The 12,412-nt window shown below is 70.8% G+C and carries 14 protein-coding genes; 8 read left to right on the top strand and 6 right to left on the bottom strand.

Features of this window, described 5'->3' with window-relative positions:
- Positions 1 to 28 precede the first annotated feature (28 nt).
- From NGK70_RS01475 to NGK70_RS01455, 5 genes are read left to right on the top strand one after another with little or no spacing between them, the layout of a single operon-like run.
- A complete protein-coding gene (locus NGK70_RS01475; RefSeq protein WP_251971616.1) occupies positions 29 to 475 on the top strand; it encodes a 5-carboxymethyl-2-hydroxymuconate Delta-isomerase in 447 nt (148 codons plus the stop codon).
- A 54-nt stretch (positions 476 to 529) separates the two neighbouring features.
- The gene (gene hpaH, locus NGK70_RS01470) at positions 530 to 1,333 is read left to right on the top strand and encodes a 2-oxo-hept-4-ene-1,7-dioate hydratase (protein ID WP_251971615.1); all 804 of its coding nucleotides are present in this window, start codon (positions 530 to 532) and stop codon (positions 1,331 to 1,333) included.
- 14 nt (positions 1,334 to 1,347) lie between these two features.
- Positions 1,348 to 2,118: a 4-hydroxy-2-oxoheptanedioate aldolase gene (gene hpaI, locus NGK70_RS01465; RefSeq protein WP_251971614.1), complete on the top strand. Its 771-nt coding sequence runs from the start codon at positions 1,348 to 1,350 to the stop codon at positions 2,116 to 2,118.
- A 45-nt stretch (positions 2,119 to 2,163) separates the two neighbouring features.
- A complete protein-coding gene (locus NGK70_RS01460) occupies positions 2,164 to 2,937 on the top strand; it encodes a class II aldolase/adducin family protein (protein WP_251971613.1) in 774 nt (257 codons plus the stop codon).
- A gap of 1 nt (position 2,938) precedes the next feature.
- Positions 2,939 to 4,024 carry a 2-dehydropantoate 2-reductase gene (locus tag NGK70_RS01455; RefSeq protein ID WP_251971612.1) on the top strand — a complete coding sequence of 362 codons (1,086 nt, stop codon included), beginning with the start codon at positions 2,939 to 2,941 and terminating at the stop codon, positions 4,022 to 4,024.
- Between the two features lie 19 nt (positions 4,025 to 4,043).
- Here the strand turns inward: NGK70_RS01455 and NGK70_RS01450 are convergent, their stop codons facing one another.
- Together NGK70_RS01450 and NGK70_RS01445 are read right to left on the bottom strand one after the other, a co-directional pair.
- Positions 4,044 to 4,463, bottom strand: a complete 420-nt coding sequence (locus NGK70_RS01450; RefSeq protein ID WP_251971611.1) for a magnetosome magnetite crystal formation protein family — start codon at positions 4,461 to 4,463, stop codon at positions 4,044 to 4,046.
- Positions 4,464 to 4,539: 76 nt separating this feature from the next.
- Complete coding sequence (locus NGK70_RS01445) at positions 4,540 to 5,328, bottom strand: 2-keto-4-pentenoate hydratase (protein ID WP_251971610.1); 789 nt, start codon at positions 5,326 to 5,328, stop codon at positions 4,540 to 4,542.
- 178 nt (positions 5,329 to 5,506) lie between these two features.
- On the opposite strand from NGK70_RS01445, the gene NGK70_RS01440 reads away from it, so the two are divergent.
- From NGK70_RS01440 to NGK70_RS01430, 3 genes are all read left to right on the top strand, one after another.
- The gene (locus NGK70_RS01440) at positions 5,507 to 6,085 is read left to right on the top strand and encodes a DUF3455 domain-containing protein (protein ID WP_251971609.1); all 579 of its coding nucleotides are present in this window, start codon (positions 5,507 to 5,509) and stop codon (positions 6,083 to 6,085) included.
- 95 nt (positions 6,086 to 6,180) lie between these two features.
- Entirely contained in the window at positions 6,181 to 6,738 is a 558-nt protein-coding gene (locus NGK70_RS01435; protein ID WP_251971608.1) for a sigma-70 family RNA polymerase sigma factor, read from the top strand.
- Positions 6,735 to 7,475, top strand: coding sequence for an anti-sigma factor (locus NGK70_RS01430; protein WP_251971607.1), 741 nt, complete (start codon positions 6,735 to 6,737; stop codon positions 7,473 to 7,475). Before NGK70_RS01435 ends, NGK70_RS01430 begins: the two co-directional genes overlap by 4 nt.
- Positions 7,476 to 7,511: 36 nt before the next feature.
- On the opposite strand, the gene NGK70_RS01425 is transcribed toward NGK70_RS01430, so the two are convergent.
- The 4 genes from NGK70_RS01425 to NGK70_RS01410 form a co-directional block, all read right to left on the bottom strand.
- Positions 7,512 to 7,991 (bottom strand): DUF4411 family protein, encoded by a 480-nt coding sequence (locus NGK70_RS01425; protein WP_251971606.1) that lies wholly within the window; start codon positions 7,989 to 7,991, stop codon positions 7,512 to 7,514.
- Complete coding sequence (locus NGK70_RS01420) at positions 7,978 to 9,126, bottom strand: ImmA/IrrE family metallo-endopeptidase (RefSeq protein WP_251971605.1); 1,149 nt, start codon at positions 9,124 to 9,126, stop codon at positions 7,978 to 7,980. The genes NGK70_RS01425 and NGK70_RS01420 overlap by 14 nt, the downstream gene beginning before the upstream one ends.
- A gap of 149 nt (positions 9,127 to 9,275) precedes the next feature.
- Positions 9,276 to 10,343, bottom strand: a complete 1,068-nt coding sequence (locus NGK70_RS01415) for a toll/interleukin-1 receptor domain-containing protein (RefSeq protein ID WP_251971604.1) — start codon at positions 10,341 to 10,343, stop codon at positions 9,276 to 9,278.
- Positions 10,340 to 12,406, bottom strand: coding sequence for a tetratricopeptide repeat protein (locus tag NGK70_RS01410; protein ID WP_251971603.1), 2,067 nt, complete (start codon positions 12,404 to 12,406; stop codon positions 10,340 to 10,342). The genes NGK70_RS01415 and NGK70_RS01410 overlap by 4 nt, the downstream gene beginning before the upstream one ends.
- Positions 12,407 to 12,412: the final 6 nt, after the last annotated feature.

The raw sequence follows: 12,412 nt of genomic DNA, 5'->3' as shown, positions 1-12,412 counted from the left end.
CGGCATCGACCTGCCGGAGACCGCCGCCATGCCTCACCTCGTCATCCTCTACACCGCCAACCTCGATGCCCCCGCCGACCAGGGCGGCACGGACATGTCTGCGCTGTGCCGCCGACTGGCCGATGAGATGCTCGTCCAGCGCGACGAGGCGGGCGGCAACGTCTTCCCGCCCGGCGGCGTGCGCGTGCTGGCCTACCCGGCGCCGCACTTCGCGGTGGCGGATGGCGGGGCGGCGGGGCGCGCCGCGGGTGTGCCGGGCGAATACGCCTTCGTCTACCTCCACCTGCGCATGGCCCGGGGCCGCTCCGCTGCTGTGCAGCAGGGCGTGGGCCGGGCGCTGGAGGCGGTCTGCAAGGCGCACTTCGCCAGCCAACTCGCCAGCCGCCCGATTGGCGTGACGCTGCAGATCGACGAAGGCCCGGAGGTCTTCGACGCCAAGAACAGCTCGCTGCACCCGCTGTTCCGAAAGAACTGATCCACCCGCCTCGGCTCCGCAGTGGGGTCGAGGCAATAGACAAGACCTGACCCCATGCTGGAACCTGCCCTGATCCAACAGCTTGCCCGCCAGCTCTACGAGGCGCGCAAGACCCGCACGCCGCTGCGCCACTTCTCGAAGCAGCACCCCGGCATGACCATCGAGGACGGCTATGCCATCCAGCGCGAGTGGGTCAAGCTGGAGCAGGCCGACGGCCGCGTGATCAAGGGCCGCAAGATCGGTCTGACCTCGCGGGCGATGCAGATCTCCAGCCAGATCACCGAGCCGGACTACGCGCCGCTGATGGACGACATGTTCTTCGAGACGGGATCGGACCTGCCCTTCGACCGCTTCATCGCCCCGCGCGTGGAGGTCGAGCTGGCCTTCATCCTTGGCAAGCCCCTGAAGGGCCCGGGCCTGACGATGTTCGACGTGCTCGCCGCCACCGAGTACGTGACCCCGGCGGTGGAGATCATCGACTCGCGCATCGAGCAGTTCGACCGCGACACCAAGGTGATGCGCAAGGTCTTCGACACCATCAGCGACTTCGCCGCCAACGCCGGCATCGTGCTGGGCGGGCGGCCCGTCCGGCCCGATGCGCTGGACCTGCGCTGGGTCGGCGCGATGCTGTTCAAGAACGGTGTCATCGAGGAAACCGGCCTGGCCGCCGCGGTGCTCAACCACCCCGCCACCGGCGTGGCCTGGCTGGGCAACAAGATCGCGCCCTACGGCGAGCAGCTCAACGCCGGCGACGTGGTGCTGGCCGGCTCCTTCACCCGGCCGACGGCGGCCGAGCGCGGCGACACCTTCCACGTCGACTACGGCCCGCTGGGCGCCATCGCCTTCCGTTTCGCCTGATCCGGAGACGCGCCATGCAGATCCCCCGCAACACCTTCCGCGATGCGCTGCGCGCCGGCCAGGCCCAGATCGGCTTCTGGCTGGGCTACACCGACCCGAATGTGGCCGAGTCGCTGGCCCTGTGCGGCTACGACTGGCTGCTGATCGACGGCGAGCACGCCCCCAACGACGTGCGCCAGGTGCTGGAGCAGCTGCGCGCGGTGGCGCCCTACCCGGTGCACCCGGTGGTGCGGCCGGTGCAGGCCGACGTGGCGCTGGTCAAGCAGCTCACCGACATCGGCGCGATGACCCTGCTGGTGCCGGTGATCGACACCGCCGAGCAGGCCGCCCTGATGGTGCAGGCGATGCGCTACCCGCCCGAGGGCATCCGCGGTGTCGGCGCGGCGCTGGCGCGCGCCTCGCGCTGGAACCAGGTGGACGGCTACCTGAAGGCCGCCAACGAGCAGATGTGCCTGCTGGTGCAGGCCGAGACCACCACCGCGATGGCCAACCTCGCCGCCATCGCCGCGGTCGAGGGCGTGGACGGCGTCTTCTTCGGCCCGGCGGACCTGTCGGCCTCGATGGGGCTGATCGGCCAGCCCGGCCACCCGGAGGTGCAGCGCGCCATCCTGGACGGCATCGCCACCGTCCGTGCGGCCGGCAAGGCGCCGGGCGTGCTGGCGGTGGACCCGGCGCTGGCGCAGCGCTACCTGGACGCCGGCGCGCTCTTCGTTGCCGTGGGCGTGGACACCAGCATGCTGGTGCAGAACGCCCGCGAACGCCTGGCGCTGTTCAGGAAGAGCTGAAGCCGACAAGAGCCGACCGAGAAAGCCGACCGAGGAGACAACCCGATGACCGCTGCCTTCATCCGCCCCGAACGTTTCAGTGCTGAAGAGTGGGAGGCCCGCGTGCAGCTCGCGGCCTGCTACCGCATCTTCGACCACCTGGGCTGGACGGAGCTGATCTACAACCACATCTCGCTGCGCGTGCCCGGCCCCGAGGGCGACGCCGGCTGCTACCTGATCAATCCCTTCGGCCTGCACTACCGCGAGGTGCGCGCCTCCAACCTGGTCAAGGTGGACCGCGAGGGCCGCATCGTCGGCAACTCCGATTGGCCGGTGAACCCGGCGGGCATCACCTTCCACGGCCAGATCCACGCCCAGGTGCCGGATGCGCACTGCGTCATGCACGTGCACACCACGCCGACGCTGGCGGTGTGCTGCCAGGAGGAGGGGCTGTCCTTCACCAACTTCTACTCGGCGCAGCTCTGGGGCCAGGTGGCGTACCACGACTTCGAGGGCATCACCGTGCGCGCCGACGAGGGCGGCCGCATCCTCGACAGCGCCGGCGACAAGCGCGTGCTGCTGCTGCGCAACCACGGCCCGGTGGTGATCGGCCAGACCCTGCCGCACGCCCTGTCGCTGATGTGGCTGGTGCAGCGCGCCTGCGAGGTGCAGCTGGCCGCGCAGTCGATGGGCGGCGCGCTGCGCCCGATCCCCGTGCCGGTGCTGGAGCGTTGCGTGGCCGACTCGCTGAACTTCAACCCCAGGTTCGGCGCCGGGGCGGACAGCTTTGCCGCGTTGCAGCGCATCGTCGACGGGATCGATCCGAGCTACCGGAGCTGACATGTCGCTGCCCGCCCAGAAGAGCCCTCAGAAGATCTGCATCGTCGGCGCCGGCGCCATCGGCGGCCTGATCGCCGGCTGGATCGCCCATCGCATTCCGGCCGTTGAGGCCGAGGTCAGCGTGCTGGCGCGCGGCGAGACGCTCGCGGCCCTGCGCACGCGCGGCCTGCGCATCGACGAGGCCAGCGCGCCCGAGGCTGCGCCGATCGTCGTCCACCCCCGCGCCGAGTCGGACCCCGCCGCGCTAGGCGTGCAGGACGTGGTGATCGTCGCCGTCAAGGCGCCCGCACTGGCGGCCGTCGCGCCGGCGGTCTCTCGGCTGATTGGCCCGCGCACCCAGGTCGTGGTGGCGATGAACGGCGTGCCCTGGTGGTTCTTCGACGGCCAACCCGGTCCCTGCCGGGGCCTGCGCCTGGCCAGCGTGGATGCGGGCGACGCGGTGCGAACGGCCCTCCCCAGCCGCCACGTCATCGGCTGCGTGGTGCACCTGGGCTGCAGCCACCTGGGCCCGGCGCACCTGCGCCACGGCATGGGCAACGGCCTGATCCTCGGCGACCCCTTTGGCGCGGCGCGGGCAACGGGCGCCGTGGGCGACGCCATCGCACCGGCGCTGACCGGGCCGGACGATCCGCAATCGCCCGAGCGCCTGGCCGCCCTGGCCGACCTGCTGCAGCGCGCCGGCTTTGCCGCCAGCGTGGCGCCGCAGATCCAGCGCGAGGTCTGGTACAAGCTCTGGGGCAACATGAGCATGAACCCGATCTCGGTGCTCACCCGTGCCACGCTGGACCGCATCCTCGACGAGCCGCTCACCCGCGGCTGGGCCAGCACCCTGATGCGCGAGGCCCAGGCCCTGGGCAACGCCTTCGGCTGCCCGATCGACCAGGACCCGGAGGAGCGCCACCTGATGACCCGCAAGATCGGCGCCTTCAAGACCTCGATGCTGCAGGACTACGAGGCCGGCCGGCCGATGGAGATCGACGCCCTGGTCGGCGCGGTCAGCGAGATCGGCCGCCACCTCGGCCTGCCCACGCCCAACATCGACGCGCTGCTCGGGCTGGTGCGGCTGGCGGATCGGTCGCGCGGCTGAGTAGCTGAGCCGCGGCGCCTCAACTTTCCCGCGGCCCCACCAGCGGGTAGCGCCAGGGCTGCCCGGCCATGGCCTTGGACAGCGCGAAGATGCCCATCGTCACCAGCGCGCCGTGGATGCAGACGAAGTAGGTCAGCACCACCACCCAGGTCCAGGCGGCGTGCAGGCCGCCAGCGGCCATCAGCAGCGCCGACAGGCCGGCGATCAGCACGCCCGCCACCACGCTCACCCACAGCGCCTGCCGCAGGTGCTGGCGCGCCAGCGGCGGCGCGCTGTCGCGGTGGCGCCGCCACAGCCAGACCAGCGCGACAAAGGCCAGGCCGGGGGCGACCAGCAGGTTGATCAGGTACAGCGCCTGGGCCAGCACCGCCAGGGATTGGCCAGATGCCTCCGCGGGTAAAGGGCTGTGAGCGGCCGGCAGGCGGGCAGCGTGTTCCATGGTGGATGAACCGTCTTGTTGGGTGAGAGATCTGATCCTGTCAGGATCGCTGGCGGGGTGACTTCGGGAGGCACCGTCAGAGGAATCTCAGCGCGACTTCGCCACCACCCTGCGCCGAGTCACTGACTCGTGCCGAGAAGCGCATGCCGGGTTGGGCCGCGTATGCGCGCGTCAAGCCACCCGTCAGCACCACATCGCCAGTGCGCAGCATCGCGCCGTCCTGAAGCAGGCGTTCGGCCAACCAGGTCAGGGCGGCCAGCGGGTGGCCCAAGGCGTCTGCGCCGCTCTCGCCGAGCAGATCGCCGTCTGCCCACAGCCGTACCGGCAGCGCGGCGAGGTCGGTGCCCTGGGGCAGCGCCATCGCCGGGCCGATCACGAACCGCGCTGCCGACGAGTTGTCCGCGATGTTGTCCGGCGCCTTGAAGCGGTAGGCCTCATAGCGGGTGTCGACGATCTCCAGCGCCGCATGCACGCTGGCCACCGCCGCCCCGGTCTGTTCGGGATCGGGCACGTCCGCGGCCATCACGAAGGCGATTTCCGGCTCCACCAGCGGGTGGATCAGCTCCGCCATCGGGAGTACCCCACCGTGAACCACCCGGGTCGGTGCGGTCAGCACGCCGTAGTTCGGCTGGTCCACGCCCATCTGCGCGCGCATCGCGGCGCTGGTGTAGCCCAGCTTGTAGCCCACCCGCGGCTCGGCCAGCAGCGCCTCGGTGGCCCGGGCGATGGCATAGGCGTCGGATTCGTTCAGGTCCGGCCAGTGCGTCGTCAGGGTGGGGATCGGCCGGCGGCTGCGCCGGGCGGCCACCAGGGCATCGGCGGCGGCGGCAACGCGCTCGGAAAGGCAGGTCGGGGCGTCGGGCATGTGGGCTCCTCGGCGGCACGAAAAGCCCAGCATAGGCCAGAAGCGCCGAGCGCGTGAGCGTCGGGGTGGTTTCAATTGCTTGCATCTGGGCTGCATCCAGCCGGCGGGCGGCGGGCTAGTGCCAGGTGTGAGGCCGCCATTCCGGCGTGCCGAACGCCCCAACCCGCAGGAGCTCCTCATGTCGACCCTTCGCCTTGCCCCGCTTTCCCTGACCCTCGTGACCGCCGGCCTGGCTGCCTGCGGTTCGATGTCCGGCACCGGATCGATGCCGATGGCCGCACCGTTCAGCCAGGAGATCCTCCCCGATGCGGTCAAAGTGCCCACCGGCCACCGCGTGGCCTGGGAGACCGTCGGCGTCGGCGAGATCACCTACGAGTGCCGCGCCAAGGCGGGTGCGGCCGATGCCTTCGAATGGGTCTTCGTCGGTCCGAAGGCCGATCTGCGCTCGCGCCAGGGCCGGGTGGTGGGCAGCTACTTCGGCCCGCCGGCCACCTGGGCCGCACAGGACGGTTCGAGCCTCACCGGTGCGCAGCTGGCGGTCGCCCCGGCGGGCAGCGGCAACATCCCGCTGCAACTGGTCAAGGCCAATCCGGCCAAGTCCCTGGACGGCAAGGGCGATCTGCTGGGCGTGAGCTACATCCAGCGCGTGGCCACCCGGGGCGGCGTGGCCCCGGCGACGGCCTGCAACGGCATGGCGCAGGGCAGCCGCCAGGTGGTGCAGTACCAGGCCGACTACATCTTCTGGAAGCCCGTCTGAACCCGGGCCTTTGGCGGTGTGGGAGAGTGACGGCGGCGCGGCGCTGAGCCCCGCGCTGCGGCACGGGCCGCTGCCCCCGCACCCCTCCCGCGCCCATGCCCCAACGCTCCGAGCCCCTGGACCACGAAGCCGCCCTGGCCGCCTGTGCCCGCGGCGAGCGCTTTGCCCTGCGGGTGATCTACGAGCGCGAGGGCCGCTGGCTGCTCGGCGTGGTGCAGCGCATCGTGCGCGACCCGGCCCGCGCCGAGGAGGTTTTCCAGGACGCGATGCTGCAGGTCTGGAGCCGTGCGGCCACCTTCGACCCCAGCCTGGGATCCGGCCGTGGCTGGATCTACACGGTGGTGCGCCACCAGGCGCTCAAGGCGGTGCGGCGTGAGGGCATCGAGGACGTCCTGGAGCCGCAGGCGTTGGGTGACCTGGCCGACGCCCGCCAGTCGGCGCAGCACGAAGCCCTGGAGGCGAACCCGTTGGACACCGATCGTCTGGAGCGCTGCCTGGAGCGTCTGGAGCCCGAGCGCCGCGCCTGCGTGCTGCATGCCTTCGTCGACGGCTACACCCACGACCAGATCGCCCGGCGCCTGGCCACCCCGCTGGGCACCGTCAAGGCCTGGATCCGCCGCTCGCTGCTCGCGCTGCGGGAGTGCATGGCATGAAGCTCGACACCGCTGAGGACCGCAGCGCCGCCGCTGGCGAGTATGTGCTCGGCACCCTCACACCCGATGAGCAGCAGGCCTTCGAGCGCACCCTGGCCGGCGATGGCGGGCTGCGCGCCGAAGTCGGCTACTGGCAGGACCGCCTGCTCGGCCTCACCCGGCGCAGCCCGCCCGCCGAACGCCTGCCGATCGGCGGCTGGGCACGCCTGGAGGAGCGGCTCATCGCGCTGGCGTCCCGGCCGGCCGGGCCAGGTCCGGCGTGGCCGCGCTGGTGGCAGCGCCTGGGCCTCTGGCAGGGCCTGACCAGCGTGGCGGTGGCCGCGGTGCTGGTGCTGGGCAGCACCCTGGCGCTGCGTGAAGCCCTGCCGCCGGCCCCGGAGATCCGCTATGTCGCGGTGCTGCAGGATCCGCGCGGCGGCGGCAACGGCTGGGTGGTGGAGATGACCCAGGTGCGCGGCAGGGATGGCGAGTTGCGCCTGGTGCCGCTGCGCGCGGACTTCCAGGTGCCACCCGGTCGCGTGCTGCAGTTCTGGACCAAGGCCCCGGGTGCGGCCGGCCCCCGCTCGCTCGGCTTGGTACCGGCCGGCGGAGTCACCTCCCTGCCCCTGCAGCAACTGCCGGACCTGCAGCCCGACCAGCTCTTCGAGATCACCCTCGAACCCCCCGGCGGCTCCACCCTCGGCCGCCCGACCGGCCCGGTGCTCTACATCGGGCGGGCGGTGGCGTTGGGCACTTGAGAGCAGGCCCCCGGCTGGAGCACGGCGCTCGGATGCCTACCTGAAGACTCGCCCCGACCGCTTAAGGTACTCCAGGAAGTTCAGGCAACGCACATCGACTTGTGCCATCGCGCAGACCGCCGGGATCTTGCACTTGGCGGGAACTTGTTGCCCGGCCTGACGCGCCTCGTTGGAGATCAGCTCGCTGCCGAACAGCCGTGCCGAGGCGACGATGATCAAGTCGTTCTCGTCCACCCCCTTGGGGTTGTAGCGCTCACCGTCGACGCCGATCAGCGTCTTGAGCCGCAGGGCCTCCAGCAGCACCGCCTCGCTGGTCGGCAGGATGTGGATCTGCTGCGCCCTCAGCCATGCCCGGCATTCGGGAATTTTGTGCCCAACCTCATCCAAGGCCACATCAGGGATCACCAGCCGTGTCTGGCGGATCTCTTCGGCGAGCCAGTCCCATATGCCCGGCAGCTGTTCGGGCGGATAGTTGTCCCAGGCGTAGATGACTGCTGACGCGTCAAGCACCTGCACAGTGGCGCTCCAGCTTGTGCAGGTCGGCGATCTTCAGTCCGTCCAGGTAGCTGCTCGCCTTGGGCAGGCTGATCTGGTGGGCGGCCAACGCGTCCAGCACCGAGCGCACGAAGCGGTCGCCGAAGATGTGCCGGGGCTCCCGGTGCCGCCAGGTCCGGTTGCCGCCGTCGTCTTCCGCAAAGGTCTGGGCGGCCTTCCAGCCGCGGTAGGCCCGGTAGTCCTCGGGCGATAGCCGACCGGCATCGAGCAGTCGGCGCACGATCACCTCGCCGCTCACGCCCCAGGCGCGGCGATGCGGCTCCAGCCAGCGGTCGAACTCCTCCACCGCCGCGGGCTGGCCGGTGGCGTCGATGCGGCGCAGGAAGGTGTCCGGCACAAGCAGGTGCCCGGCGAAGGCATTGGCCTCGCGTTCGTCTCCGTGCGCCACATGCAGGTCGTGGTCATCGTCGATCGAGCTGGCCTGGCGCAGCAGCAGGTGCCCCAGCTCGTGCATCAGCGTGAACACCTGCTGGGCCTCGGCCGCCTGCTTCTTCACCACGATGACAGGGCATTCGCGGTGATACAGGCAAAAGCCCAGGATCGGGCTGTCCTTCGGGATCTGCCACTGGCCCGCGTAGCCATTGCTGCGGAACACCAGGATGCCCTGCGCCTCGATGGCCTGTCGGTAGCGCTCGAAGTCGTTGCGCTCACCCAGGCCCAGCCAGCTGCGGGCCACGGCTGCAGCCGCGGCGGGTTGCCGGCGGCCCAGCGCGGGCGGGTCGAAGGCCGGGAAGTCCTCCACATCGAGGTCCTCGCGCAGGCTCAGGTAGATGTCCCGCTGGCGCTCGGTACGTTCGATCAGCGCTTTGAGCGTCGCAGACAGGTCCGGCTTCTGGTTCGCCAGCGTGCGGAACTCCGGGGTGTGCACCTGCTCGGCCTGCACCGGCGCCGGGTCGAGGAAGAACAGCAGTCCGCGGCCGAAGTACGCGGCCACCTTGCGCAGCTGGGCCAGCGTCAGCCCTTCACCCCCTGTCAGTGCCCGCTCCAGGGTGGTCGCAGCCAGGCCCAGGTCGGCCGCCATCGTCTCCGGGGTGATGCCGCGGTCGGCACAGCACCAGAGGATGCGGTCGGGATTGATGGCCTGGATGCGTTCCATGGTTCAGAAGGGCCGGCGCGTCGGCTGGCAGGAGCTTGTGCGTCGGACGGAGATTGTCCCATTCGTCCCTGATTTCGTCTGCAGTGCCGTCGCGGCAGGCCGTGCGAAGCGGCGCCAACGACGGCCGTGGATTGCGCTCTCGCCGCGCCTCACCCGCCCCCGCAGCGCTCCAACTCCGTCTCCACCCGCTCCTCCATCCGGCAGACCGCCGTGCCCTGCGCGCGGCAGAACCAGCCGGCCGCTTCGCGATGGCAGCTCCAGTCGCCCGCCTCGGCCACCGCGCCGACGAAGCGGTGGTGGCCGCCCGGGTAGAGCCGGCAGCGCTGCTCGGCGTCACGCTGGCCGGCGGCCAGGGCCTGTTCGCGGGCGCGGGCTTCGGTGGTGGCGCCGGTCTTGTTGTCGCTCAGGTACTGCGAGATCCGCACTTCCTTCGGCTCCCAGCGCTCCGTGCGTGTGAGGCTGCGGGCGGTCAGCCGCGCATCCGCCTCCGGCCGGTGCAGGCCGCCGGGCCAGTCGCCGACGAAGCGCCGCAGGGCCGCACAGTCGCCCGCCGGCAGCGCGGCCCAGGCCTGCTGCTCCTTCTCCTGGGCCAGGCGCAGCGCCTGGTGCGGCCGGCCGCCCAGCCCGGCCGCACCGCAGGCATCCGACAAACCCGGTTGCGCCAGGGGCAGCGTGCACAGGTGCTGCTGCAGGTTCAGCGCGTTGGTGGCAAAAGCCCCGGCCGCCAGCGCCAGCCCGGCGCTGATCCCGCCGGCCATGGCCCGGTGCAGCAGGCGCTTCATCGGCCCCTGCGGCTTCGGCGCCGGCTGGCCGTCCAGCTTGGCGCGGATGGCTGCGGCCAGATCGAGCACGAAAGGGTCGCGTGCCGAGCGCCGCAGGCCCTGGCCCCAGCCGATCAAGTCGATCGCCTGTTCCTCCCCGAACCCGACGGGCAGCTCCACCCGGTCCAGCAGCACCTGCACCAGCGCCCGGCGCCTGAGCCCGCGGGTGGCCTCGTCCTTCACGAAGCCGCCCTCTGGCCCCACCGAGGCGTGGGTCCACAGCACCACCACACAGCGCGCCGCAGCCAGTTCGGCCTCGATCTGCGCGCGCCAGCTCCCGCCAGCCTGCAGCCCCCGGTCCCACCAGACCTCCAGCCCCTGCGCCTGCAGCGCCTGCACCACACGGCCGGCGCGGGCTTCGTCGTCGCGTTTGTAGGAGAGGAAGACGTCGGTCATGGCTGTTTGCTGCTTCCGTCCTGTTCGGCCGCCTCTTTGCGCGACTCCTCCACCATCCAGATATCGCCGGGCGCGAGGATGCCCCGCAGGCGCATCCGTTCGACCTGCTCGGCCACCTGTCTCCAACGTACACCGCTGCCCGGAACCTGCGCCAATTTCACCAGAGACACCACCAGATCCCGCTGCGACTCTGCCGAACTGGGGTCGGCTTCGGCCAGTCGCTTGCGTATGTCCAGGCTGTCCTGAAACCGCGTGCGGGCACCGGCGAGGTCGCCCTGGGCGATGTGCACGTCGCCAAGTTTGATCAGGCTGATGCTGACAGCGCGCTGCAACTCGGCCGAACTGGGGTCGGCGGCGGCCAGGCGCTTGGCGATGTCCAGGCTGTCCTGAAACCGCGCGCGGGCGCCGCCGAGGTCGCCCTGGGCGATGAGCACATGGCCGAGCCGGTTCAAACTGATGCTGACATCGCGTTGCAAGCTGGCTGAACTCGGGCTGGCGGTGGCCAGGCGCTGGCGGATGTCCAGGCTGTCCTGAAACCTCGCGCGGGCACCGGCCAGATCGCCCTGGGCGATGAGTACGTCGCCCAGGCTGTCCTGACTGACGCTGACATCGCGCTGCAGGCTGGCCGAACTCGGGTCGGCAGCGGCCAAACGCTTGAGGATGTCCGAGCTGTCCCGAATGTGTGCGAGGGCGCCGGCCAAGTCGCCCTGAGTGATGAGTACATAGCCGAGCCTGTCCAGGCTGACACAGACATCACGCTGGATGCTGGCTGAACTCGGGTCGGCGGCGGCCAGACGCTGGCGGATAGCCAGGCTGTCTTGAAAACGCGCACGGGCGCTGTTCAGATCACCTTGGGCGGCCAGCACGTCGCCGAGCCTGATCAGGCTGACACTGACATCGCGTTGCAGGTTGGCCGAACTCGGGTCTGCCGCAGCCAGGTGCAGGTGGATGTCCGAACTGTCCTGAAAGCGCGCGCGGGCGCCAGCGAGATCCCCCTGGGCGAAGAGCACATCTCCGAGCTTGATGAGACTGACACTCACGTCGTGATGCAGGGTGGCCGAACTGGGGTCGGCAGCGGCTAGGCGCTTGGCGATGTCCAGGCTCTCCTGAAACCACGCGCGGGCGCCAGCGAGGTCGCCCTGGGTGAACATCACCCGACCGAGTTCGTTCAATGCGACAGAGCGGTCCCGGTCTGTACTGGATGCCTCCACCGACCGCTGGGCGGCGGTCTTGGCCTTGTCCAACTGCCCAGCGTCGTTGTAGAGCCGCCCCAGCTCCACCCAATCCCAGTGAAGTCCGGGATCGAGCTGGGTCACTTCCTCGAACTTGGCGATCACGTCCCGTGTGGTCAGCTTGCCCTTGTTGCGGGCGTCCAGCGCCAGCATGGCTTCCTTGCGGTAGTCGGCGGCGGTCTCGATGTTGTTGCGCACCTCCCGGGCTTGGCGGCGGGCGTCGGCGAGCCGGCGCAGCATGCCCAGGGCCTTGACCTCCTCGCCGGCGTTGTAGACGCGCAAAGCTTCGGCCCCTTCGGGTGTGGCGGCGATGTCCTCGACCGTGCGGCGGAACACCGCGATCTCGCGGGCGTAGGCGCGGTCGCGCGCGGCCAGTTCGGCGACGAAGCGTTCCTGGGCCTGGGCGAGTTCGCTGCGCAGGGCGGCGATGTCGGTCTGGCGCTGCGCCTCGGCCGTCTTCAGCTGGGTCTGCAGGCCTTCGATCTGGCGGCGCTGGCCGCGCAGGCGGTCGTCGGCTTCGCGCTTGAAGGCGTCCAGCGTGGCGGCGGCGTTGAAGACGGTTTCGGCGGCGGCGGCCTTGGCGTCGGCGCTGAGGTCGCGGGTGGCTATCGATGTGGCCGCAGCGGTGGCGGCCAGGGCAGTGCCGGGGGCCAGCGCTGCCGTCAGCCAGGGCAGGCCAGTGGTCAGCAGGCAGCTACTGAGGGCCAGGGGCAGCGACGCCTGGAACCGATGGCCGTGGCGCCAGGCGACGAACCGGGGGCGGCCGCTGGGCCGATCGGTCGGGTGGCTGAGGCTGTCGCTGCTGCTGCTGCTGCTGCTGTGGCTGGCCATGCCGGG

The sequence above is a fragment of the Sphaerotilus microaerophilus genome (assembly GCF_023734135.1).
Classification (GTDB): domain Bacteria; phylum Pseudomonadota; class Gammaproteobacteria; order Burkholderiales; family Burkholderiaceae_C; genus Sphaerotilus; species Sphaerotilus microaerophilus.
This window is presented reverse-complemented; position numbering and strand designations above follow the sequence as displayed.